This window comes from Xanthomonas pisi DSM 18956, assembly GCF_001010415.1.
In the GTDB taxonomy this organism is placed as follows: domain Bacteria; phylum Pseudomonadota; class Gammaproteobacteria; order Xanthomonadales; family Xanthomonadaceae; genus Xanthomonas; species Xanthomonas pisi.
Map to the genome: position 1 here is coordinate 60,493 of NZ_JPLE01000028.1, position 24,453 is coordinate 84,945.

Consider the following 24,453-nt stretch of genomic DNA (forward strand, 5'->3'; position numbering starts at 1 on the left):
CGTTGGCGTTCTTGGCGCGATTTGGCTTGCCTACGAGGGCGTGTGATGCGACTGCACTGGATCGCGCGCGTCTTCGCATCAGCCATAGCGCGCAGGCTTGCCTATGTCTGTGTCGCCATCTTGCTTGGCTGGTGCGGCATCAGTCGTGCCGAAGCCAAGGAGTACGCCACGCAGGGCGCCGCTTATGCCGGCTGCATCTCGGCCACTCAGGCGTATCTTGCAGCACGCAATACACCGAAGAGCGATAGCAATCCGCGCTGCGTGATCCTCGCCACAGGCAACAAGTTCTACCAGGGAATGTTCAGCTATAAGCCTTGCGACACTTGCACGGCCTACGATGTGGAAGTGGATCGGCATAGCTGGCTTGCCGGCTGCGACTCAGAGCCTAGCTATACGGGTGCTGGTCCCTGGGGTAGCTACATCGGAACTGCGCGCTCTGGCAGCATCGGCTGTCGCAACGGCTGCGACGGCGTGTGGTTCGGCAATGCGGACGATACTATGACCTGGCAGACCACAGGCGCCGTTTGCCCTGAAGATCCACCCAAGACCTGCGAGGGGATGAAGGGCTACGTCTGGAATCGCTACCTAGGCGTGTGTGAGCCTAAGCCCCCCGAGAAATGCCCCGAGGGCCAGTCCAAGAACGCCAAGGGCACCTGTGAGCCAAACGCTTGCCCTGAGGGCATGGTCTTGGGCCAGGACGGCACCTGTAAGCAGAAGGACAACGAGTGTCCTGCGGGACGGGTCAAGTCGCCTTCGGGCGGTTGCCTGCCCGGGGATGGGCAATGCGCCAAGGGAGAGATTCGTGGTAAAGACGGGACCTGTAAGCGCGATGGTGATGGCGATGGTGATCCCGATGATGGGGAAGATGACGGCACAGCCAAAGAGAATTTTTCCGGCGGTGACGATTGCAGCAGCCCGCCTTCGTGTAGCGGTAGCCTCATCATGTGTGGGCAGGCGCGCATTCAATGGCGCATCGACTGCAACACCCGCAAGAATCGCAACATCAGTGGCGGCGCATGCGCAGCCATGCCTGTCTGCACAGGTGAGAAGTGCGACGCCATGGAGTACTCCCAGCTGCTGATGCAGTGGCGCTCAGCATGTGCAGCCGAGAAGCTTCTCGCCAAGGGCGATGGCACCGGTTCTGGACAACCCGACTGGACGAAGGTGTCAGGCGATGGCACCGGTGGTGCTGGTGCCGATCCAGAAAAACCCCATCGCACCGTTGCCCTCGGCGTGGGCATGTTGGACAGCAGTGGTTTTTTGGGCGGTGGCGGTGCCTGCCCCAAGTTTGGCTCTGTCAGCCTCGGCAAATACGGCTCCATCGACCTCGATCAGTGGAACTGGATCTGCCAATTCTTCGCAGCCGTGCGCATGGTCTTTATCGCGCTCGGCTCTTTCATTGCATTCACCATTCTCGGTGGTAGGTCAATCTTCTGATGGACGCCATTCTTAGCAAGCTCACTGGTCTGTTGATCACCGCGCTTAAGCTCGGTGCCGCTGGAATCGTCGGCCGCATCATGGCCGGCATCGGTCTCACCTGGGTCAACTTCACCTACTCAATGCCTGCGGTGAAGCAGTGGGTAGCCGACAAGTTTTCTGGCATTCCTGACAACGTGTTGACCATCCTCTCAGCCTCAGGAATCGACGTCTTCATGACACTCATCATCAGCGCCATCGTCGCTCGTGTCGGCATGCGCGCATTCGTTACTTCTGTCTCCGCACTGGAAGGCATGATCGGAAAGGAGCAGGGCGCATGATCTACCAATTCACCGGCCAGCCTGGACACGGCAAGTCGCTCCACGCGCTCGACTTGGCGCTCAAATTCAAGGATGAGGGCAGGGTGGTCTATGCCGGCAATATCAGGCAGCTCGATTACCAAAAATGCGGCTTGATGCCGATCACCCCTGAGCAATTCAAGGATTGGCCGGCGTTTTTGCCCGATGGTGCTGTGTGCTTGATCGATGAGTGTTATGAGCACGACATGCTCCCCAAGCGTGGCCCAGGTTCCAAGGTGCCCCATTGGGTTGAGCAGCTCGCCAAGCATCGCCATCGCGGCCTAGATTTCATCTTCGTGTGCCAGTCCCCTGCAAAGCAGATGGATACCTTCGTGCACGACCTGATCGAGAAGCACACCCACGTGCGTCGTCGGTTCGGCATGAATTTCGTGCACCTTCGCATCTTCGACCGCTACGAGTCCCGGCCAGAGAAAGCGCACCCCCTGATGCTCAAGCGCGTGCGGCTTCCCAAGCGCCCCATGGGCATGTATCAGTCCACCGAGCTGGACACCACCAAGCGCGGCGTTCCTTGGTACTACTACGCTGCCGGCGTGCTGCTGGTCCTGATCATCGGCGGTGTGGTGTTCGTGGCGAATCGCATACACAACCAGCTTGACGGGGATCGCCTCAAAGAAGCGGCCAAGGCAACGCCAGGGAGTGACGGAGCGGCAGCGACGGCGCGCCCTGGCGGTGGATTGGTCGGATCACAACGCAACCTCGGAACGCGCACCGAGTATGCGAGGCTCCACGAACCCCGATTCGGCTCGATGCCCTGGACCGCACCTGCCTATGATCAGCGCGAAGTCACCGCCGACCCCGAGCTGTACTGCATGTCCTCGCTCGCTGGGCGCGATGCCGGTGGACGCCATCAGGAAGCCTCGTGCACCTGTTTTACCGAGCAGGGCACCCGCTATGAGCTGGATCAGCCCCAGTGTCGCACCGTGGCCCGTCACGGAGCGCCCTACAACCCATACGGCCGCAGGGGGCAGGGCAGCCAGCAGCAACAACAGGCGCAGCCCCAGCAGCAGCCCGTGGCGCAGCAGCAGGCAAGCCCCGGCGCTGTCGTCAGCAAGGCCATGCGCACGCAAGGCACGTTCCCCGAATCACCCCAGGCCAAGGGCGGAACGTTCACCGGGCCAACCACCTTGGAAATGTAGTTTCGTGACGCGTCACATAACTAACGGTCATTAGACTTTCGTGACGCGTCACGATACTATGGACACATCAGATCAAGGGGCAGGGCATGGACACCAAAGAGATTCTCGTCGCCATTCAAGTCGCCGTCCTTGTGGCTTTCGGCCTCTTTCGCTGGTTTGCCGCATCACGCCGTGATGCCGAAAACAAGGCTTAATGTGATGCGTGACGAAAAAGACCCCGGTACCCTTGAAATGCAGCTTCCACGCAAGCAGGGCAGGCCGCCCAAATACGGCGAGGCCATGAGTGCTGCCGAGCGTGCGAGGCACTATCGACGCAAGCGCAAGCAGGAATCCATGGCCTACCTCGGCCAGTCCCATAAAGAGGTTTCCATCGCCGCCACCATCGATTCGCTGCGGTATGCCTTCGCCAACGGTGAGGCAGACACCGCGCTGGCACTGTTGGCTGACTTGCGTATGCGCGCCCATGAGATGAAATCGTGAGCGAGGTTGCCTACCTATTCCTTGTTGCCTGCATGATCCTCGGCCTTGTCCTTGGCCTGATCGACAATTACATCCACCTTCGCAAGATACGTAACGCGGCACGAAACAAAGGGGTTTAGGGGCATAGCCCCTACGGATAATGAGTACCTACGGCGATCTATCCAAACCGCAGCGCGCCATTCTTCAGGAGTTGCTGCAGCAAACTGCCGTGTCGATCGACACGGCACATACATCGAGGTCGACATACCGCATCGCGCCTTTTTTGCGTTTGCGGCAACTCGGCTTGATTAGCTACCAGGCTTCGATGTGGTCATGGGTTGGCGTTAGCGCCTGGCTTACGCCGCAGGGCTTGTGCCTTATTCAATCCGTGCGTGCCAATGCATCCACATCGAGATACAGCCGCTTTCGGGGTGTAGGGGCATAGCGTCTACGGATAACTACCAACACTTAGCCCCAGGAACGTTTTCCCAGCCCCCCCCAGTTATCGGCCTGAAAACAGTTTCGCCGATGCATTTCCATCCCTCTCGTTGTCGCTGTTCCGCCTGCTTTAGGCGCATTTCTGCATCCTCCCGCTGCGCCCTTATAGTGGCTATTAGCCTTTTTCTTTCTTCTTCTGTATCAGCGCGCTTCGTTGCCACATGTTTCTCTGTGGAAGTCGTGTTTCGCGATACAACCCAGGTTTCTACAGTGTCCTTGTAGATCACTGCGCCACCTATCACTGCGCTCAGCAATGACACGCCAATCGTCGCAATCCAAGGAAACTCCCATCGCTTAGTCTCAATGGGTGGTAAGTACTTTGGTCGTTCGCGCTCCATGCTTTCCCCTGGCCGTGTCTATGCCGGCATTGTAGGGGTGTAGGGGCATAGCCCCTACGGACAACGCCTTATCCCGCGATGCGTCCGAAGTGGCGTTCTCGCCATTCGCCAAGATCCACCACGACGACCTTGACCATCGACTGCTGAACCGCCTTTCGTTTGGCGTTCCGCCTGCGTACCGAATCCCGGATGTCGCTGGCATTGGCATGCCATAGCAATCCACGCAGCCGGCGTTCTGGGATCCGTTCGCCGCTGGGTGCCACGAGGTCGCGTCCAGCCAAACGCCAGCCAGCCCACGGGCCTGTCAGTTCCACATGATTGGTAACGACCCGTCTATGCAGATCGGCCGCGCAGCTGTTGGGGCATTGGGTTCCTACCGGCCAGCACGGTGGTCGGCGGTCGAGATTGTAGGTGTCGCTCATGCTGCGAGTTCCGTTTCGCTAGGGGAACGGTTCGGCAGGCAAGATTTGATCCAAAGCCAGATCCAGCGAAGCCGCGCCCTGGCCGAACGCAATACGCCATTTCGCATAATGTATATTATGTCAAGCTGGCTTCTGTGGCTTCATATGCGTGCCGCCTCTATCGGTCTTCCTAATTGATGTCCTTTTGTTCCTAGATGGTGCCCCCTGTTGAATTTAAAGGATTTTTTGCTTACCGAAGCTGCCCCATAGACATCATTTAGAACAGAGTCCGGCTGATGTTCCTACCGATTCCCTCAGCACCAGCACCAAACCATCGCTTGCGAGGTATCAGGGAGTCGCTTTGCTTCGACTTCGCTTAGAGCGCACAGGTTTTGGATACTGCGGCTGACTCCGCCCCACATGCTGCTGCCAAGCTGCTTCGAGTGCTGCTGGCAGATCGTTCAATTTGATCAGTTGTGCTTTAAGCGCATCTGCGCGTGCCTGTTGGATCGTGAGGTCTTGGCGGAGCTCGGAAACATTGCCTTGTGCGCGCTCTAGCACTTCCTCAAATCCACGCTTAGCAAGCGCCGCCTCTCGCTGACTGGTAGCTAGCTGCTGCTTGGCCTGCTTTGATTCCTGACGCGCATGATCGATCTCCGCATGTGCCCGGTCCTCGGTAGCACGCATGTGTTGGTCAATGTGTCGCGCTCGGCACGCGAATTTCTGGAGGTGGATACGCAGCATTTCATTGGCGCTTTCAGCACTGATGGCACGCAAAACTGAAGCATCGCGATGCTGGCCAAGTTCGCGCAGCTGACGCTGCAACTGCTCGACAAGACGCTTCAGCTCGGAGGTCCGTGCCGCAGCGAGCTGTTCCGCTTGCTGAGCAGCGTGGGTCAAGCTTTCTAGCCGGGCCAGCTCGGCCTGCATAGCGTGCCGGTCTCGCTCCAACGTTTCTAGCGCCAACGTCCACCACTGCCCTGCCAGGGCCGCGACGGCTTCAGGAACGTTGGCCGTTGCGATCCGGACCTGACAGTCCGTTGCCAAGCGAGGCCCCAAACCTTGCCACCAAGTCTCCAGCCAGCGCACAACTGTGTTCGGTGACCCTGTACCCAGATGGGCGCGGATGCGCTCGACCGTTGGTCGTTCGCCATCTGCAACAAGTGCATCGGCAGCGCCGTGCACGTCGGATTCGGTGATGCCTCTGGCCATTGCAACTGTCTCCCGTACTGGCGCCTGCCCCGCTGTTGACGTACTCACGATAAGTTCAGAAAGTGCTGCGGGACCTCGCCCGAAAGAGGGAACTTCAGGACGTTCCTACTGATCGCTTCGCAACCCTGAGCATCCCTTCCGGCCACGATGGGGAGTAGCCCATCGATCGAACGTTTGGCCCCGCCCCGCGTACTCCGTGATGGCTAGGATCAGCACGATCCACGGCAAGGCATGAACCTTTGCCGCCAGCACCGAACACGAAGCGCCGGGCCAGCCAAGCCAAACGCGATGCCACGCCTGCTCCCGGCGATGTCGTGGGTAGGGTCCGGCTGCGCCTGAATTGAAATGATACTGACCGGTCTATATCATCCGCAGGGAATCCACCGCCGGAGTGATCATGAGCAAGGTTCGCGAGCGCATCCTGGATGTCGCCACCAATCTGTTCTATCGGCAGGGGATTCAGGCGGTCGGCGTGGACGCCATCATCAGCACCGCGGACGTCGCCCGCATGAGCTTCTATCGGCACTTTCAGTCGAAGGAAGGTCTGGCGTTGGCGGTGCTGGAGCGGCGCGACGAACGACTCTGCGCCTGGTTCGAGCAGGAGGTCGAGCGCTTGGCGCCCGATGCAAATCTGCGGCCGCTGGCAGTGTTCGACGCCTTGGCGATGCGCCTGGCCAGCCCCGACTACCGCGGTTGCGCCTTCCTCAACACCATCGCCGAGACGCCGCTGCCCAGCCACGCACTGCATCGGGCTGCGGCTGCGCACAAGCACCGCTTCGAGGCCTACTTCGCACGTTTGTTGCGAGCGGCCGGGCTGGACGAAAGCGCGGCCGGCGATCTCATGCTGCTGTTCGACGGGGCCGTGGTCACCGCGGTTCGCGAAGGAAACCCGACCCCCGCCACGCGGGCAAAAAACATGGCGGCGCGGGTGCTCGGCATCGCGCGGGCGAACTGAGTCAGTATCTTACTGAGAGAGTAGTTATGTCTGCGGAAGTTGTGTCGCAAGACCCGGTCGCTCGCGGCGAACGGTTGTTGCAATTGGATGTGCTGCGCGGCCTGGCCTTGTTCGGCGTGCTGCTGGTCAATATCGGTTACTTCTGCGGTGCCGATTTGGCGCAGGAAGCCGGGATCGCCTATCCGCTGGGAGACTTCGGTGGCTTGGCCGGCGACCTCGTTAGGGTGCTGTTGGAGAACAAGGCGGCGGCGCTGCTGTCGATCCTGTTCGGTGCTGGCCTCGCCATCCAGGCCGATCGTGCGTCCGACAGGGGTCAGTCGCGCTGGCCGTTTGCGCTGCGTCGCAGCGCGGTGCTCGCCCTGCTGGGCAGCGTGCACACGTTCTTGTTGTGGAACGTCGACATCCTGCTCGACTACGCACTGATCAGCTTGATGGTTCTGCCCTTCCTGCGGCTGTCGGCCGGCCGGGTGTTGTGGGCGATCCCGGTGGTGCTGATCGTCTCGGCGGTGATTGCCGGTCCGATGCAGGCGCTTGCAACGGATCTGCCGCCGGCGCAAGCCTACACCCTTGGTCTCCAGCACTACGGGCAAGGTGGGTGGCTCGACGCCCTGCAATACCGATGGTGGGAAACGCTGCATGTGATCGGCCCGATGCGTATCGCCAATCGCTTCGTCATCCTGGCGCCGTTCTTCATCGTCGGCGTTGCGGCCTGGAAGGGCGGATGGCTTTCAGCGCCGGACGCGCATCGGCGCCGGCTGCGGCAGGTCTTCGTGCTCTGCTTCAGCTTCGGGCTGGTGGCCAACGCGGTGCCGCAGGAGGCGCTGCATGCCTGGGTGAATCAGCTTGCGCTGCAGCCGCTGCGGGTCTTGATTAAGGTGACCTTCTTCTTCGCCAAGTTCGCGCTGACCCTGGGCTACGCGGCCGGCATCCTGTTGCTGCTGCAGCGATCGCGCTGGCGCGTGTGGCTGGGTGTGTTCGCGCCGCTCGGTCGCATGGCGCTGACCCAATACTTGCTGCAGTCGCTGGTCTGCACATGGATCTTCTACGGCTTCGGTCTGGGCCAGTACGGGCGGATGCCGCTCGACCTGGCGCTGGCGCTGGGCGTGCTGCTGTTCGCTATGCAGGTGATCAGCAGCCGCTGGTGGTTGGCGCGCTTCAGCATCGGCCCGGTGGAGTGGCTGTGGCGGCGATTGAGCTACGGCGGCATTCGCCAGCGCCCACCGGCGCTCGCAGCGGCCGGGGCGGAGGCTGAACAGGCCCGAAGCCGGTAGCGTGGATGATGCCGCGTCGCGGCAATAGCGCCGTGTTTTTCGCGACTTTCGGCGTGGTGGTGTGCAGGCGGATTCAGCGCCATGAGCGCGTCGCTGCGGCCGCCGGCGTCGACAAGACCCGGATATTGGGATGCCGTCAATCTACCTCACAGCCGCGCCGGCTGCGCGGCCTTCTTTGGCTGAGCGCTGGCAGAACTCCCAGGGCCGACTAAATTGGGAGGATTGCGTCGAACGAAGCTGACTTTGGTGGAGGCCGTAATGTCCGCTTCGGGTCGAAAGCTGCCGTCGGCGCTACGCCCGATAACGCGTTCTAATCCCCACCCCACTCAATGTCCCTTCCCGCCGATGGCCGACCAAACACGGGGATTGGCTCCCTCACTTGAGTGACGAGGCTTTTTTGTTTGTCCAGATCCTTAAGCCAGCCATCGACAGACACGTTCGGCGCGAGCACTCACCGGCTCTTGGCCGACCGGCAGCTGGCTGCGACACCAACATGTCCTTTACGTAGTTGCTCGCTACGGCAAGATGCTTTGGACCAGGCGCGCCTTGGCGCTGTCGTCCGACGCCGGGGTGTGCACGCACCCCGAATTGTCCAGCGTCTCGAAAAGACACCGCTTCTTCGGTGCGATGTCGAGCAAACGTTCTTGCGAGAATTCCTGTGGTTAATTTCTGCCTAGGCTGCACCCGATCCACTCTCTAAAAGTGGATGCTATCCAGGCCGGCAACGCCATACGCAAAATTAGACAATAGACTTCCTCAGAAAATCTCCGGCACTTATTGGAATGCCATCTCTGTGCGATTACTTACTGACGTCTTGTTGAATCGCTTCATCGGGCGATGGATACAGGAATTCAAGCCCCTTTTTTACAGATACCGAATGCCAAAGATCTTGCGCAATTTCGGCGGGATCGATAATTGGGATATCGAAACCTTCCGGTGCGCCCTCTTCTCCTGCTTCAACTAGTTGGTGGTAGGCGCTATCCTTTATCGTTGCGGAGATGCTTGCTATTGCCACATGGATACCCTCCGGCTGCAACTCACCATGCAGTGACTGCAAATAGTTGCGAACAGCTGCCTGGACAGGAGCTGGACCGCACATGCCGGACATGCCCTCAACCGCACTCCCGCCGTATGCGGCAAGTATCGCGCCACCGCCGCAGGCGCGCAGGTGAGGCAAAGTGGCTTGCACACTCGCCACAAACCCCAGGAAGAGAAAACCCAGCTGATCGGCAAACATCGCTGGAGTCATCTCACTGGCGGGCTGGAATATTGCGTCGGTAGTCGCTGGCGAATAGTAGATCGCGTCGATGCGGCCGTAATGTTGAACGATCTGCCGTACGACTTCGTGCACCTGCGGTTCATGAGCCAGGTCGGCTTGAAATGCCATGGCCGATACTCCATCGACTGCAAGTTCGGCAGCCAAGACGTTCAAAGGCTCCAATCGACGCGCTACCAGCGCCACGGCATACCCTTCCCTACCGAACCGACGGCCAACAGCCAGGCCTAGGCCAGTGCCTGCACCAAAAACGAGGATGACTTTTTGCATGTGAGCGCTACTCCTTAAATGGTGGACGGCATGAGATGAATGTTGATGGCCTGATTGAAGGGCGAATCCAGCTCGGGGAAGCGGCTGACAATGCTCGGACGCGGCAGTGATCGGTACCTGGGTCACCCCGGAGCACTCCAACTTCACTACCGACTCGTGCTGCCATCCGGCGTATTCCCACGCCGTGAGATGCCCGAATGCGGGGCTGTAAGGTCGCACCGTCGAATCGAGGTGCACGTAAGGGCTATGCAAAAGCGCTGGCTGGAAGGCATGAAGGCTCGGTTTGAACAGCTGACTGGCCGCAACACCCAAGTCGCTGCCTCGGCATAACTATACATTACATCCTGTATAGTTAAAGCTCTTCTTTTCGGAGATCATTCATGCGGTCTTCCCACAACACGCGCTGGTTGCTCCTGATCACCGTGGCCGCCGGGCTGCTGTTGATCACCCTGGACAACTCCGTGCTCTACACGGCACTGCCAACGCTTTCCCGCGAACTGGGGGCCTCCCCGGCCGAGGCACTATGGATCATCAACGCCTACCCGCTGGTCATGGCAGGCCTGCTGCTGGGGTCCGGCACCCTGGGTGATCGCGTTGGTCACCGGAGGATGTTCCTGGTCGGCCTGGCCATTTTCGGCGCTGCTTCACTGATGGCGGCCTTCGCGCCCACTGCCGCCCTCTTGATCGCGGCTCGGGGGGTGCTGGCCATCGGTGCGGCTGCGATGATGCCCGCCACCCTGGCGTTGATACGGCTGGCATTTGAAGACGAACGTGAGCGCAACCTCGCCATCGCTGTCTGGGGCTGCCTGTCGATTGTAGGAAGCGCGCTGGGGCCGATCATTGGTGGTTTATTGCTTGAGCACTTCTGGTGGGGTTCGGTCTTCCTCATCAACGTGCCCATCGTCGCCTTGGCGGCCTGTGGCGCGATGGCCTTCGCTCCTGAAGGAGCGCGTGACGCGTCCAAATCATGGGACCTGCCCTCCTCGCTGCTGGCACTGGGCGCGTTGTCGGGCTTGGTCTTTGCGATCAAGGCCCTAGCCCACGCACCGCCCTCATGGAGCCAAGCCATCGCTGCCCTAGCCGTCGCGGTGACGTCGGGAGCGCTGTTTGTGCGGCGTCAGTCGACGCTGGCCTATCCCATGCTCGAGTTCTCGATCTTCCGTCATCCTGCCTTCCTGTCCGGCACCTTGGCAGCTGCGTTTGCCATGTTCGCGATTGGCGGCCTCCAACTGCTCACGACACAGCGCTTCCAACTCGTTGGCAACTACAGTCCGATGGAAGCCGGTCTGCTGGTGTCAGCTGTAGCCCTGGGCAGTCTGCCCAGTGCGCTACTGGGAGGCGCCTATTTGCACAAGATTGGTTTGCGCCCGCTGATCAGCGGTGGCCTTGGCCTGGGAGCACTCGGTGTTGCAATCGTCTCGCTGAGCTTGGCGCAAAGCCTCGGCTGGCTCACCTTTGGCCTTGTCTTCACCGGGTTTGGCGTTGGTGCGGCGATGGCGGTGGCGTCAAGTGCAATCATCGGCAATGTGCCAGCTGACCGTGCCGGCATGGCTTCTTCTGTTGAGGAAGTCTCCTACGAATTCGGAAGCCTGATTGCCGTCGCGCTGCTTGGCAGTTTGGTGGCTGCGCTCTATGGTGCCTCACTGGAGCTGCCTGCCGGCATCGGCGATTCCGCAAGGACCGACGTAGCAGCCGCCATGGCGTTGGCGCATGCGCATGAACGTCATGACCTGGCACAGGCTGCTGCCACCGCTTACGATGCCGCCTACATCAACGTGCTTTACGTCATTGCGGCAGTGATGATGATTGGCGGAATCGTCACCGGCGTGCTCTTGCGCCGATACCGGCCCGGCTCCACGACCTCCATGGCTTCCCACTGATTCGATGAGACCCAGCAATCGCTCCAAGATCCTCGATGCCGCCATGCGCGTGATCGACCGCGACGGCGTCACTGCGGTGACCTTCGAATCGGTTTCTAGCGAAGCTGGCATCACCAGGGGTGGAATGCTTTACCACTTCCCCTCGCGCGAGGCATTGATCAACGCACTCCACATGCACCTGGCCGCCAACTGGGAAGCAAGCATGGAGGCGATTGCGGACAAGCCAGCTGCCGAGCTGACCGCACAAGAAAGACACATGGCTTATGCGCGTGCCTGTGCGCAAAGCGCCACACGTGCCGAGCTTCAGTTCATGCTGGAGTCCGCCACGGATCAAGCTTTAGCGGAACCATGGGGAGCCGTGTTGGAGCGCTGGGCGCCGCCTGTTCCGACCGACACGCAGGACGAGGCGGTTCTGGACGACTTCATCGCCCGTCTCGCTGCAGACGGGCTATGGGTCTACGAATCGCTTTCATCGACGCCTCTCGGCAAGGACTTGAAAGCCGCCATCGCCGAGCGACTTGCCAAGATGCTTAAAAGCGGTTCTGAGGCGCGCGGGCTGCGCGGCTGAGGCTGCACTGAAAGTCCGTGCCTCGCACCGAGACAAGCATTGGCTTGATCTGCTTGAGCAAGGTTTACCCGGTAAATACTTAGAACGGCTAACAAAGCGTAGCGAGCAGTCTTCAGGTGGGCGGCGCGGAGAAAGCGCAGTTTCCGAGCACCGGCCGCGCCCGCCTGGTGGCTGCGCAGTCGTTTTGTTAGTTGCGCTTACACAAAAAATGCGCGCTGCAGGGGCAATAGGCCAGCGCCGAGCATCACTGCGTCGCCACGCACGCCTGCGACCCGGAGCTCAGGCAGTGGCGGGGACAGGCCATGGCGGTTGGGCGCACGCGGCATCTGCAAACGCGCCACCAAGGCCTCGGCCACTGGGAACGGAAGCCGCCCGCCGATGACGATCATCTGCGGGTCCAGGCCGTAGGCCAGGATGCTGCAGAGTCGGGCGAACGGTTCACTGGCCATCGCCAGCCACGCTTCCACACCCGGTGTTGCCAAGGCCACGTCGGGAAGCAATTGCTCGACGGTGTCCATCTTCCCTCCCGCGGCGCGAACGTAGCGCAGTAAGGAATCAAGATTTGGATACTCCAGACCGGACACGGTCCAGATGCCGCCGAACTCGCCTGCATTGCCCCGATGGCCCCGGAACAGGCGCCCATTGCTGATGATGCCGCCGCCGAATCCGTTGGTCAGGTGCAGGTAAACGAAGTCGGGGCAGTCGCGACCGATGCCATACAGGCTCTCGGCGACCGCGGCCACTGCGCCGTCGTTCTCGACGATCGCCGCAACCCCGAGTGCCTGTTCGAACAGCGGCACCAGCTCCATGCCTGTCCAGTCTTCCAGTGCGGGGGGGCCCACCATCTCGCTCCCCTGCCCACTGAAAAACGCGGAGATACCCACGCCCACACCGAGAACGCGCGCGCGCGCAACACCTGCTTCTGCCAGCAGCTCATCGGCAAATTCACGCAACTGCGCCAGCACACGCGCGCGGTCCATCTGCGCCATCGCCTGCCGCCGTTGACCACGCACAGCGCCGCTCAGATCCAGCAGGGCAATCGCGAACGCGTCGCCCATCACGCTGACCCCGAAGGCAAAGGCATGGTCGGGGTTCAGGCGCACGTCCACGCTTGGATTGCCCGGCCCCTCCGGTGCCCGGGAGGAAACCCGCACGAGATCGCTCTGCACAAATCCCCGCAGCAAGCGTGCCACGGAGGGCTGTGAAAGGCCCAGCAGGCGCGGTAAGGCGGCCTGGCTCTGCACGCCGCACTTGAAGAGATGGTCGAGCAGCAGGCGCCCGCCGGTGCTCGGAACGCCAGAGGAAACGTCGATCATGAATACGCGGTGCGGCCGTGCATGGAGCGGACCACAAATCTAGCATGTAGACACAATAATTTCATACATGGTAAATAGTATTACCCCCACATTCTTCTACTGGGGTATTTGCATGCCGCGTTCTGCACCTTCTTTCACCGCCTTGGCGCTTGCCCTGGCGGCCGTCACGGCCAGCTCGGGGGCATCCGCCCAAGAGGCCGCTCCCGCCAATCGGCAAGCCGTCGACCTGGATGCTGTCGTTGTCACCGGGACACCCAAGGGGCGCTCCCAGAAGGACGCGCCGTTCGCCATCAGCGTGATCTCCGAACAGGCGTTGCAGCGCCGCTCGGCAACCAGCAGCGTGGACATGCTTCGCGCAGTGCCCGGCATCTCTGCCGAACCCTCCGGCGGACAAGGCGGCGGCCAGAACCTGTATGTGCGCGGTCTGCCCGCTGGCGGTTGGTTCTACATGCAATACCAGGAGGATGGCCTGACCCTGTTCGACGAACCGCAGGAAAGCTTCCTCAACATCGACAATCTTTTTTCGTTGGACATGATGACCGAGCGCCTGGAGGTGGTCCGCGGAGGCACCTCGCCACTGTTCGCCACCAATGCGCCCGGCGGCACCGTCAACGCGATCACGCGGCATGGCACCGCAACGCCGGAGGGTGCGGTTCGGCTGACCAATGGAAGCAATGGGCAGTGGCGCCAGGATGCCTACAGTGCCGGTCCACTGAGCGAGGCCGTGCTCTACAGCGTCGGCGGTTTCCATCGCACCGACGATGGCTTGCGCCGCACCGGCTACACGGCGGACAAGGGCGGCCAGCTGCGCGGCACCCTCACCTTCCTGCTGGGGGATGCGGTGCTGGATGTGGATGCGAAACTGCTCAACGACCGCACCGCGTTCTACAACCCGATCCCGTTGCGGGACCCACGCGCGCCCGATCGCTCGCTCTCGGCGCTGATCGATCCATTGGACGGCACCTTGCTGTCCAGCGATCTGCGACATACCACCGTGCCCACCTTCTTCGGCAACCAACTCCAACAGCGGAGTCTGGATCTTGCCGACGGCATCCACACCGATGTCAAACAATTCGGCACCCACCTGGAATGGGACCTTGGACATGGCCTCACGCTGGATAACCGCATGCGCTACCTCAGTGCACAGGTCGACTATACCTCGCTGTTCTCCGGCGCCGCCCCCGCGGATGCGGCAGGCTATCTAGCCACCCAACTGGGGCGCGCACGCACCGGGTTCGGCGGCAACGTTGCACGCACCGGTTACGTCATTGCCGCCGATGGCAGCCCTTACGACGCGGCTGACAGCAATGGTCTGGTATTGGAAAGCGGCTTGTGGAACAGCCGCACCCGCCTGCGCACGTTGTCCGACGACCTACGCCTGAGCAAGGCCTTCGATTCCACTGCAGCCGGACAACACACGCTGACTGCGGGCATCAATGTGCAGCACTTCGAATACGCACAAGATCGTCTACAGAACACCGTGCTGACAACACTGCGCAACAACCCACAGCGCCTGGACGTGCTGGCCTACGACGCGACCGGCAACGTCGTTGGCGCGGTGACGCAGAACGGCTTCGTGCGTTACGGCAACGGCGCCACGCGCGGCTTTGCAAGCGGCACCTACCTGTCGCCGTATCTTTGGGATTCGGTGAAGTTCGGACGCTTCAGTCTCGATGCCGGCATGCGCTATACGCGCTATACCGCCGATGGCGGCGTCTACGCCAACACCAATCGAAATCTTGGCGATCCAGCAACATTGGCGGACGACAGCGTCGGCGGCCTCAGCGGCACGTTCAACGCACGCGATGATCGTCGGCATGCCTTGCAATGGACTGTCGGCGGCGAATTTGCGGTGAGCCCCACGCTACAGGCCTTCGCGCGCTATACCGCCTCACAGCGACTGCCGCGCCTGCAAAACGTCTACCAGACCCAGAATGCAGCAGTCACCGACATCGACCAGGCCGAGGTCGGTCTGCGCGGCACAGTCGGCGACGATCTTTCGTTCTCCAGCGTCGCGTTCTGGAGCCGCTTCAACGATCTTTCGATCAGCGCGATCGTGTTGGATGGAACAGGCGCGGTGCAGAACCTCAATCTGGTCGGCAGCACGCAGACGCTTGGCTTGGAATCAGAGTTCACATGGCGCCCGGCCGATCTATTCGGCATGACCGGCTCTGTGACCCTGCAAGATCCGCAGACCAAAAGCCTGACCAACGCGACCACCAACAGCGCAGTTCCTGGTTTGAACGGTAACCAGATCTCGCGCATCCCGAAATACATCGTCTCGCTAAGCCCGACGCTGTACTTCGATATCGCTGGCAAGCCCACCGAGCTGACTGCAACGGCCTATCGCATCGGACAGCGCTACGTCGACTACACCAACGCCACCGCATTGCCCGCCTACACAAGCTACGACCTTGGCCTGTCCACCTATCTGAGCCAGCGCCTGGAGTTGCAGCTGCATGCAGCCAACGTCAGCAACGTCGTTGGCTTGACCGAAGGCAACGCGCGCGTAGATACCTTGTCTGGTCAAGGCACCGCCGAGGCGATCTATGCGCGACCGATCTTTGGGCGCAACTACACCGCATCGCTGACCTGGAGGTGGTGAGCATGCGTGTACATTTGATGGTTGCAGTCCTGATGCTGTTGCTGCCAACGTTCCACGTCGCCGCCTCAACCCCAGAAAAAACGACGTTGCCCGAACGCTTGCGCGACCCCAATGCTGGCACCATTGTGGTCTCGCATCGAGCCTGCTGGATGCTGGCCGCGGAGAACACGTTGGCCGGTATCAATGCATGCGTGGCGCGCGGCATCGACATGGTAGAGATCGACATCCGCACAACGCGTGATGGGCAACTTGTCCTCATGCACGACGCTAGCGTCGACCGGACCACCAACGGTCACGGCGCTGTGGCCGATCTCACCGCCGCGCAGATCGCGCGCATGCGCATCCGCACCAAAGGCGGTGGACCAGATGCTTCATTGAGCGAGTGGCACCCCCCCACTTTTGCACAAGCCCTTGCTGTGGCGCACGGAAAAACCTTGATCAACCTAGATGTCAAGGATGCTTCGCTGAGCCAGATCATGGATGCTGTTGAAGCGGCCAATGCACAGCGCGACGTCCTGCTGAACGTGCCGATGGATGTGCCCAGCGAAATTATCGAACGCGCGCATCGCTCCGGCATCGCATTGCAGGTGTTGTATACGGAACGCGATACCAAGCTAGCGGCAGCAGAGGCTTTCCACCACGCTGCGACGTTGCGGCCTGCAGCGCTACAACTCATGTTCGACGACGCTTCGCTCATCGAGACGGCACGTCACGTTTGCAAAGGGAAGATCCGGCTCTTCGTCAATACAATGACGAACGACATTGCCAGCGGGCACCCGATGAACCTTTCGGGCGACTACACCGATGCAAACGCGCTGAAGGATCCGGCGAAGGTCTGGGGAGTCTTACGCGACCGCGGTGTCAGCATGATGCAGACCGATCAACCCTTTGCCCTACAGAGCTACCTGCAACACGGGCGCTGACGACTTCAGATGGTCACCACATCGCCCTACAAACTTCGCTGATCGATTTGATGCTCTGCGCCGATAAAAGGCCGTATGGGCAAGGGAACTGGCGGCCTTTTCATAACCATGGTCGCTGTTCCCAAGCGCTAAATCATCACCACGATCTTCACGCCGCTCAAGAACTCACGGGCGCCGTGAGATGCAAGGCTGTTCGTAATCGCGCCACTCACCCCCAACTCTCCTGGAGAATCATCGTGAAACGCTCCACACATCCCTGGAAGAAGACGATCTGCGCTCTTGCCTGTGTGGCTATTGCCGCGCTTTCCGGCGCGGCATCGGCTGCAAACAACTGGAACCCTCAACATATCCTCGGCGCGCTCAAACGACCGCATCAGATCAGTGGCGTCAGCATCGCCGTCATTGCACATCGTGGCGTTGTGAGTGCGGGCTGTCCGGAAAATTCGTCTTGCTCGATCCTTGCCACCTACAACAACAACGTTGAGGCGATCGAGCTGGACGTCAAGCAGTCCGCCGACGGAACGCCTTGGCTTTTCCACGACCAGAACGTGGGACGCCTCCTGGAACACAGCCCAAATTTCAATATCTTTCAGGCTGCCAGCAATCCGACCGGGTGGAACCCCGACGTGCGCACGTTGAGCAATGCCGAGCTCAATGCTGCGTTGCTCCGCGATCGAGATTTTGCCAAGACAGGCTACCACCCGGTCACGCTGACTCGTGCGCTCACCACGATTCGCGACTCGGCCAATCACATGGTCATCGTGCTTGATCTGAAGACACTGGATGCAGTATCGCGCGCTGCAGATCTTGCACGGGCGTATGGCATGGAGAACCAGGTCGTCCTGAAGTTCAGTGCTTCGCTACTTGCGCACAATCCAGACAGCATCACCAATTACACCAAGGGTGTCGCATTTGCACCAACGATTTATGCTGGCGATATGGATAACCTCGCCGATGGCGGCTACGTCGGCCTATGCGGCACGATCAGCAGCAACACGCCGTTCTGCCGAGTCAACGCCTGGATCAATGAGGCCAGAGGCAAGCAGAACTTCGCCTGGCTGGAAATTGGCAACAAGCAACCGCGCCGTGGTGATCCCACCGCCGAGCTGCTAGCGGACAATCAAGCGCGTAAGGAAGCCCTTGGTGCGTTCTCGCCGGTGTCGGAGTATCGCATCAGCTCGCACGATGGCTATCACTTCGTCCGCAGCAATGGCACCTGCTGCGCTGCATTGAGCGACTACCTGACGCACACCAAGCACTTCGGCAATGAAACCGCCGATGAGCGCCCCAACTACCTGCTGCAGGTGGTTGCCGGCTTCACCAGCATCATCACCGATGACCCGCTTGGCGTCATTCGTTCTTCCATCAAACGCGACACGACTCGCTACCTCTGATTTCAAAGGGGCCGGCGAAGGCCGGCCTCTTCCATCGCGGTTCGAAGACAAGCCTAATCCAGTCCGGGTCACCTCATGCGCCTCGCAAGCCGTTGGAAGTCCATCCTCATTGTTGGTGCAATCGCTGCCCTCGCCTGGTTCTCGTTGCGCCAGCCCGACAGTTCCAAGAGTGCATCAACGTCGACGAATACACCTTCTCAGATGCAGAAGCACCCGTCAGCTAGCGAAAGCGCTGTGACTCCTGCGCAAGCCCGGCAGGACAGACCGTCCGCCCAGGAGGTCATCACCGCTGCAGCGGCACTCCCTCCGGATTTTCAGGCCGATGTGCTTTTGCGAGTGGCCGGGTCCGACGATGTCCCTGTACCGAACAACCACGGCGATCGCGACAGCGCGGTCGTAGGCCTCGGCGAGCAGGCCTACGCCCTTGCTCAACATGCCACGCGAAAACTTCCAGGTCTTGCCACTGTCGGCTATGCGGGCGAGGAGAATGAAGACGAGCTGCGTAGCGCACGGACCGCCGGCCTGGACCAACTGACGTTGCAGACGCGCGCGATCTCCATCATGAAAAGCCGTTCACCCGGCCGCGCCGTAGCGCTATTGCCGGGGTTGCCCAGGCCTGCTGTCGCCACCTGCGAGAGCGACTATGTGGACGACCCGACGCCGATCTACACGCTCCTCCCGACACTCTCTGTCAACGATGCCTCCCGGAGCGCCGATTTGCTCCTTGGGCAGGTTGATCGCGCCCGGAGCGAAGCTGAAATCGCACCTGCGCTGAAGTCGGTGATTGCATTACCGCTGGGATCCACGGCGACGGAAGCTGCGATTGCGCAGCGCCTGACGAAGATGCTGCTGCGCGCGCGCGGCGATGACGCCAGTTTCACCGCAACCGAGCTGAGCGTCGCGTCGGATATCCAACTGGCACTTCAACGTATTGAAAGCATCCCGGGGGTCCACTCGCAGCTGCGGTCAAGCTATCGCGACTATGTGGAGGCGCACTTGTCCGCCCCTCGTTGCGCAGCCAGCTTGGCTGGCAATCATCGGCTGCTTGAACAGCGTTTCGTCGCGGAGCTACCCAATGATCGGATAAGCGAGCCCGCATCTCCAGCTCCATCGAACGAGCCGGAAGTGGATGCAGCGGTGTCTCTCATTCGGCAAGCGGGCTATAACGTCCGGACCCAGCTGCTCGGGTATGTCGGTCAGGAACCACTACGTGACACCGCGCTAGCCGCTGCTTCCAAGGAATTCCTCGATCAAATCGAGACCGGCCCGCTGCGCGAGGCGGCGGCCTCCGATGGCACCGGCCGTATCCAACGTGCACAATTGATAGAAACGCTCAGATACCTTGAGTACGCCCCCGCCGGGGGCTCGCGTGAACGTGGCTTTGCGTTACTCGATGGACTGCTCGACGGAGCGCACTACCGGCGCGACCATGACGTCTGGTTCGGCGATCTCAAACGCGTTGCGGATCAATCCATGCGTTGGCATGACCGAGAGCTAAGGCTGCGCCATTTATCAGCCAGCACCATCCCTGTGATCCGCGTCTACGCAATGCTGATGCAGCGCAAGCAGTTTCCATAGCCGCCTTGGAGCGTGTTATGAGCCTTGAAAGCGCATAGGCGGCACTTGAAGCATCAGGGTCTTGAAGCCACAGGCCATCCGACCGGACCATAAAACTTACTGTGGCGGGCTTGTAGAACCTTCTTGATAAGCAGGAACCGCACCGCACAAGAATCATTGTCCGTCGCTCCCGATGTTGAGTAGCGCCGCAGTTTGGAGTCCAGCTCTCTGGCCTGAGGAGATTGGACGTGAGGAAGCGCGTTATCGAGAAACAGATCATCGGCTTCCTACACGAGGCGTGAGCGGGCGTGGCAAGCAAGGACGGGTGCCGGCGCCCTACCCCATGGCTCGCGTCCTCACACACGGCGCTGTCGAACGAAGTGCAGACCAGCGGGCACATCGCTAGCGACTGTTACCGATCGTCATCTTATTCGCACTCCCTATGCTCCTTTGACGAACTTTAGTGACCTGCAGAGGTATTGCTAGCGCTTGCTTGATCCAATGCGCGCATTGATCGGCAATGCGGCATCGTCATAAAAGCATTTCAAAAACGTCATTTGTTGCGCTTAAGGTCGCACCCAGCGGCGAGGTCCTCGCCGCATCTTGGGGGCGCCTTTCATATGGAATTGCGAGGTTTCGCGATGCTGGGAGCGCTGGCTGTCAGCGCACCGGACGCTACTGCCACGGAACAGGCGGGACAGGCGCATTTCGACATCCTGGCATACCAGGTTGTGGGCAATACACAGTTGCAGAACGTGCAGGTCGAGCGTGCGGTCTACCCATTTCTGGGTCCGCAGCGCACCGCCGCCGACGTCGAACAGGCGCGTGCTGCATTGCAAGGCGTTTACGAGGCCGCGGGACTGGCGACGGTGGCGGTCAGCGTTCCCGAGCAGGATGCGGCCAGTGGTTTGGTCACGCTGCAGGTCACCGAGCAACGCGTCGGACGGGTGCGCGTGGTCGGAGCGGACTACTATTCACCAGACGAGGTGATCCGCGGTGCGCCATCGCTTGCCGAAGGCAGCGTGCCCAATTTCAAGGACGTGCAGCGCGATATCGTTGCGCTGAACCAATTGCCAGACCGGCGCGTGACGCCCCAGGTACAGGCGGGTGCGCAGCCGGGTACCGTCGATGTCGATCTGGCCGTCGACGACACGCTGCCGCTGCACGGTTCGCTTGAACTCAATAACCGCAAGAGCGCCAACACGTCCGAACTGCGGCTCAGTGCGGCAGTGCATTACGACAATCTATGGCAGCGCGGTCATAGCCTGAATCTTTCCGCACAGACCGCACCGCAGAATCCGGACGATGCGCGGGTGTACTCCGCGTCCTATCTGGCGCGCTTTGCCGGCTCGCCGTTGTCGCTGCTTGCCTACAGCGTGCGCAGCGACAGCGAAGTGGCCGCGATCAACAGCTACAACGTCATCGGCAACGGGTCGCTGTCCGGGTTGCGCCTGATCCGTACGCTCCCCAACGGCAATGGATTCTTCCATTCGTTGAGCCTGGGGGTGGACTACAAGGACTTCGAGGAAGATACGGTATTCGGTAGCGACCGTAGCTCGGCGCCGATCCGGTATGCGCCGTTGAGCGCGGCCTACAACGCGAGCTGGGTACGTGCGCGCAGCACCAGCGCGCTGACCTTCACTGCCACCGCCAATATGCGCGGGGTGGGCGATGATGCGCGACAGTTCGATGCGAAGCGTTACCGCGCACGTCCCAACTTCATGCACCTGCGTGCAGACGGATCGCAGACGCGGACGCTGGGCGAAGACGTTCAGCTCTACGCGCATGTGCAGACGCAGCTCGCTGCGGAGCCGTTGATCAGCAACGAGCAATTCAGCCTGGGCGGTCTGGACAGCGTACGCGGCTACGACGAAAGCCAGGCCTTGGGCGATTTTGGCGCAGCCGCCCAGCTGGAGCTGCGCAGCCCCTCGTTCGGGTCGGCCGCCGCAAGGCTGGTGCAGGACGCGCGCGTGTATGCGTTCGTCGATGGCGGCTACGCACGTATCCGCGATCCGTTGCCCGAGCAGCGGGTCAGCGAGACGCTGATCAGCACCGGTCTGGGGTTCACCTTCAAAGCGGTGTCGTATCTCAACGGCGCGGTGGATGTCGCCGCGCCGCTGTCGCGCCCGGATGGGCGCAAGCCCGACGACCTCAATGTGCTGTTTCGGCTCTGGGGCGAGTTTTAAGCCGAAGGCAATCAACTTTTTCAGTGGGGTAACGCGTGAGCAGATTACGGCTGTATGCATTCGTCGGTTTGATGTTGGCCGCATTGCCTGCCATGGCGGACACATGGTGGGACGGAAAGTGGAGTTATCGCGCCAAGGTTTCGCTCAATACCACATCGACCGGCGCTGCCGTCGAGCAGGCTCCCGGCCGTGTCCAGGTGCTGGTGCGTCTGCATTCGGGAAATTTCAATTTCACCGATGCCAAGCCGGACGGCAGCGATATCCGCTTTGTCGCGGGCGACGATCGCACGCCGTTGAAATACCACTTCGAGAAATACGACGGCCTGGTCGATCAGGTTGCGCTGGCATGGGTGGACCTGCCTGCCCTGCCCGCCAATGCGACGACGCCACTGTTCGTGTATTTCGGCAATCCTGAAGCGGGTACCGGCGCGGATGCGAAGAACTCGTACGACGCCGACACGCTGGCGGTGTACCACTTTGCCGATGCACAAGGCGCAGGTCAGGACACCACCGCCTATGCCAACCAACTGGCCGCACCGGTGGCACTGGCCGATACGGCACTCATCGGCTCGGGCTTGCGCCTGGATGGCGCCGCCCCGGTATCGGCGCCGGCTTCCGCGTCGTTGACGTTGCCTGCCAACGCTGCATTCACGCTCTCTGCCTGGATCAAGCCGGCCACGCCCAACGCATCGGGGGTGCTGCTGGCGTTGCCGGGGGCCTTAACCGTCTTGCTGGAAAACGGCAGCGTGGTGGTGGAGTCGAGCAACGGCGGGCGGCTGGCAAGCGCAACGCCGTTGACCGGCGATGCCTGGGCGCATCTGGCCGTGCGCGCCGATGGCAAGCAATTGGCCTTGTACCTCAATGGAAAGAACGTGGGCGAAACCGCCGCGACGGTTCCGGCGGCAACCGCCGGGCTGATGCTTGGCGGCGAGCCGGGCGCGGCGCGCTCCAACTTCATCGGCTTGCTCGACGAGGTCGAACTGAGCAAGGTGGCGCGCCCGGTCGGCGCAATCGAGGCGGCGGCGCGCAGCCAGGGCATTGATGCACGTCTATTGACGTTCGAACCGGTGGAGCAGCGCGCTGGTGAAGGCGGACATGGCTACTTCGGCATCCTGCTCAACGCACTGACCCCCGACGCCTGGGCAGTGATCTGCATTCTGGCGGTCATGGCATTGATCAGCTGGTGGGTGATGGTCAGCAAGGGGCTCTACCTCAGTGCGACCGCGACGGCCAACGCGCGTTTTCTCGGCGCATTCCGCCAGCACGTGGCGCAGCAGCCCTTGCATGCGCCCAGCTGGCAACAGCTGCATGCCAGCGGCCCGTTGAACGGCGCCCGATCCAATCTTGCGCGCTTGTTGAATATCGGACTGGAAGAACTGCGCGGGCGTCTTGCAGCCAGCGGCACCTCGGTGGTGCGCACGCAGTCGATCGCGGCAATTCGCTCAGCACTGGATGCTGCGGTGGTGCGCGAAGGACAACGCATCCACAAGGGCATGGTCTTGCTGACCATCGCCATTTCCGGTGGACCGTTTCTTGGTCTGCTGGGGACCGTGGTCGGAGTGATGATCACCTTTGCCGCGGTGGCTGCCGCCGGCGACGTCAACATCAATGCCATCGCACCCGGTATCGCGGCAGCATTGCTGGCCACGGTGGCAGGGTTGGCCGTGGCCATCCCCGCACTGTTTGGCTACAACTACCTGCTCAGCCAGGCCGATGCGGTTGCGGCGGACATGCAGGTGTTCGTCGACGAGCTCGAAAAACGCATCGCCGAAGATTACGCCGGCGATGCACCCGCACGTGCGCAGGGAGGCTGAGCGCGATGAAGGTCCAGGGGCGCAAGCCATACGACGACATCAACATCACGCCGATGCTCGATCTGGCGTACGTGCTGTTGGTGATCTTCATCATCATGACGACCGCAGCGGTGCAAGGCATCAAGGTGGACCTGCCGAAGGCCAGCGCGGCCAAGCCGTTATCCGAACCCAAGACCAAGGTGATCGCGATCGACACCAACGGCCAGGTCAGCCTGGACGCGGTGCCGGTCAGCATGGACGAGCTGGAGCAGCAGCTACGCAACGCGGTGGCCAACGATGCCGAGCTGCCGGTGATCCTGCGCGGCGACCGCACCGTGCAGTACGAAAAAATCATGGCGGTGCTGGACCTGTGCAGCAAGCTGGGGATCGGCTCGATCGGTCTGGCGTCGCAACGCCAGCCCGCGGGCTGAGCACGCGGCGATGGATGCCCTGGATCCCACCTCACCGCTGCAGCAGCCGACCGGCGTCGGACGCTGGCGCAAGCTGGCCATCGTGCTGGCAGTGCTGGCGCTGTTGGGGTGGTTGGTCTCGCTGGCTTTGCGTCCTTCCACCGCGCCGTCGCCGCGCGCGCAACCGCCGCGTATCACCCATGTAACGC

At 61.2% G+C, this 24,453-nt stretch carries 19 protein-coding genes; 15 read left to right on the forward strand and 4 right to left on the reverse strand.

Annotation, left to right across the window (positions count from 1 at the left end; translation table 11 throughout):
• The first annotated feature begins 51 nt into the window (after positions 1-51).
• From Y887_RS07630 to Y887_RS07645, 4 genes are all read left to right on the forward strand, one after another.
• Positions 52-1,437, forward strand: a complete 1,386-nt coding sequence (locus Y887_RS07630; protein WP_425445629.1) for a hypothetical protein — start codon at positions 52-54, stop codon at positions 1,435-1,437.
• Positions 1,437-1,757, forward strand: coding sequence for a DUF2523 family protein (locus Y887_RS07635; RefSeq protein WP_046963767.1), 321 nt, complete (start codon positions 1,437-1,439; stop codon positions 1,755-1,757). Before Y887_RS07630 ends, Y887_RS07635 begins: the two co-directional genes overlap by 1 nt.
• On the forward strand, positions 1,754-2,932 hold the full coding sequence (locus Y887_RS07640; protein WP_046963768.1) for a zonular occludens toxin domain-containing protein: 1,179 nt from the start codon (positions 1,754-1,756) through the stop codon (positions 2,930-2,932). The genes Y887_RS07635 and Y887_RS07640 overlap by 4 nt, the downstream gene beginning before the upstream one ends.
• A gap of 231 nt (positions 2,933-3,163) precedes the next feature.
• Positions 3,164-3,412: a hypothetical protein gene (locus Y887_RS07645; protein WP_052764974.1), complete on the forward strand. Its 249-nt coding sequence runs from the start codon at positions 3,164-3,166 to the stop codon at positions 3,410-3,412.
• Positions 3,413-4,295: 883 nt separating this feature from the next.
• On the opposite strand, the gene Y887_RS21075 is transcribed toward Y887_RS07645, so the two are convergent.
• The gene (locus Y887_RS21075) at positions 4,296-4,649 is read right to left on the reverse strand and encodes a hypothetical protein (RefSeq protein ID WP_181113194.1); all 354 of its coding nucleotides are present in this window, start codon (positions 4,647-4,649) and stop codon (positions 4,296-4,298) included.
• 327 nt (positions 4,650-4,976) lie between these two features.
• Positions 4,977-5,840 carry a DNA-binding protein gene (locus tag Y887_RS18800; RefSeq protein ID WP_084725960.1) on the reverse strand — a complete coding sequence of 288 codons (864 nt, stop codon included), beginning with the start codon at positions 5,838-5,840 and terminating at the stop codon, positions 4,977-4,979.
• Positions 5,841-6,237: 397 nt separating this feature from the next.
• Here Y887_RS18800 and Y887_RS07655 point away from each other — a divergent pair, with 397 nt between their 5' ends.
• Together Y887_RS07655 and Y887_RS07660 are read left to right on the forward strand one after the other, a co-directional pair.
• Positions 6,238-6,795 carry a TetR/AcrR family transcriptional regulator gene (locus tag Y887_RS07655; RefSeq protein WP_052764972.1) on the forward strand — a complete coding sequence of 186 codons (558 nt, stop codon included), beginning with the start codon at positions 6,238-6,240 and terminating at the stop codon, positions 6,793-6,795.
• A 26-nt stretch (positions 6,796-6,821) separates the two neighbouring features.
• Positions 6,822-8,066, forward strand: a complete 1,245-nt coding sequence (locus Y887_RS07660) for a DUF418 domain-containing protein (protein WP_046963771.1) — start codon at positions 6,822-6,824, stop codon at positions 8,064-8,066.
• Positions 8,067-8,865: 799 nt separating this feature from the next.
• On the opposite strand, the gene Y887_RS07665 is transcribed toward Y887_RS07660, so the two are convergent.
• Positions 8,866-9,612 carry an SDR family NAD(P)-dependent oxidoreductase gene (locus Y887_RS07665; RefSeq protein WP_046963772.1) on the reverse strand — a complete coding sequence of 249 codons (747 nt, stop codon included), beginning with the start codon at positions 9,610-9,612 and terminating at the stop codon, positions 8,866-8,868.
• Positions 9,613-9,992: 380 nt separating this feature from the next.
• Here Y887_RS07665 and Y887_RS07670 point away from each other — a divergent pair, with 380 nt between their 5' ends.
• A complete protein-coding gene (locus Y887_RS07670) occupies positions 9,993-11,492 on the forward strand; it encodes an MFS transporter (protein ID WP_046963773.1) in 1,500 nt (499 codons plus the stop codon).
• A gap of 4 nt (positions 11,493-11,496) precedes the next feature.
• The gene (locus tag Y887_RS07675) at positions 11,497-12,060 is read left to right on the forward strand and encodes a TetR/AcrR family transcriptional regulator (protein WP_046963774.1); all 564 of its coding nucleotides are present in this window, start codon (positions 11,497-11,499) and stop codon (positions 12,058-12,060) included.
• Positions 12,061-12,257: 197 nt separating this feature from the next.
• Here Y887_RS07675 and Y887_RS07680 read toward each other — a convergent pair whose 3' ends face one another.
• Positions 12,258-13,376, reverse strand: coding sequence for an ROK family protein (locus Y887_RS07680; protein WP_046963775.1), 1,119 nt, complete (start codon positions 13,374-13,376; stop codon positions 12,258-12,260).
• 112 nt (positions 13,377-13,488) lie between these two features.
• Between Y887_RS07680 and Y887_RS07685 the strand changes: the two genes are divergently transcribed.
• The 7 genes from Y887_RS07685 (at position 13,489) to Y887_RS07715 (ending at position 24,265) form a co-directional block, all read left to right on the forward strand.
• Positions 13,489-15,981: a TonB-dependent receptor gene (locus Y887_RS07685; protein WP_046963776.1), complete on the forward strand. Its 2,493-nt coding sequence runs from the start codon at positions 13,489-13,491 to the stop codon at positions 15,979-15,981.
• 2 nt (positions 15,982-15,983) lie between these two features.
• Complete coding sequence (locus Y887_RS07690) at positions 15,984-16,904, forward strand: glycerophosphodiester phosphodiesterase family protein (protein ID WP_245879445.1); 921 nt, start codon at positions 15,984-15,986, stop codon at positions 16,902-16,904.
• A 236-nt stretch (positions 16,905-17,140) separates the two neighbouring features.
• The gene (locus tag Y887_RS07695; RefSeq protein WP_046963777.1) at positions 17,141-18,298 is read left to right on the forward strand and encodes a glycerophosphodiester phosphodiesterase family protein; all 1,158 of its coding nucleotides are present in this window, start codon (positions 17,141-17,143) and stop codon (positions 18,296-18,298) included.
• Between the two features lie 75 nt (positions 18,299-18,373).
• The gene (locus tag Y887_RS07700; RefSeq protein WP_248827419.1) at positions 18,374-19,876 is read left to right on the forward strand and encodes a hypothetical protein; all 1,503 of its coding nucleotides are present in this window, start codon (positions 18,374-18,376) and stop codon (positions 19,874-19,876) included.
• A 620-nt stretch (positions 19,877-20,496) separates the two neighbouring features.
• A complete protein-coding gene (locus Y887_RS07705) occupies positions 20,497-22,041 on the forward strand; it encodes a ShlB/FhaC/HecB family hemolysin secretion/activation protein (RefSeq protein WP_046963789.1) in 1,545 nt (514 codons plus the stop codon).
• Between the two features lie 35 nt (positions 22,042-22,076).
• A complete protein-coding gene (locus Y887_RS07710) occupies positions 22,077-23,855 on the forward strand; it encodes a DUF2341 domain-containing protein (RefSeq protein WP_084725961.1) in 1,779 nt (592 codons plus the stop codon).
• 5 nt (positions 23,856-23,860) lie between these two features.
• Complete coding sequence (locus tag Y887_RS07715) at positions 23,861-24,265, forward strand: ExbD/TolR family protein (RefSeq protein ID WP_046963779.1); 405 nt, start codon at positions 23,861-23,863, stop codon at positions 24,263-24,265.
• The last annotated feature ends 188 nt before the right edge of the window (positions 24,266-24,453 follow it).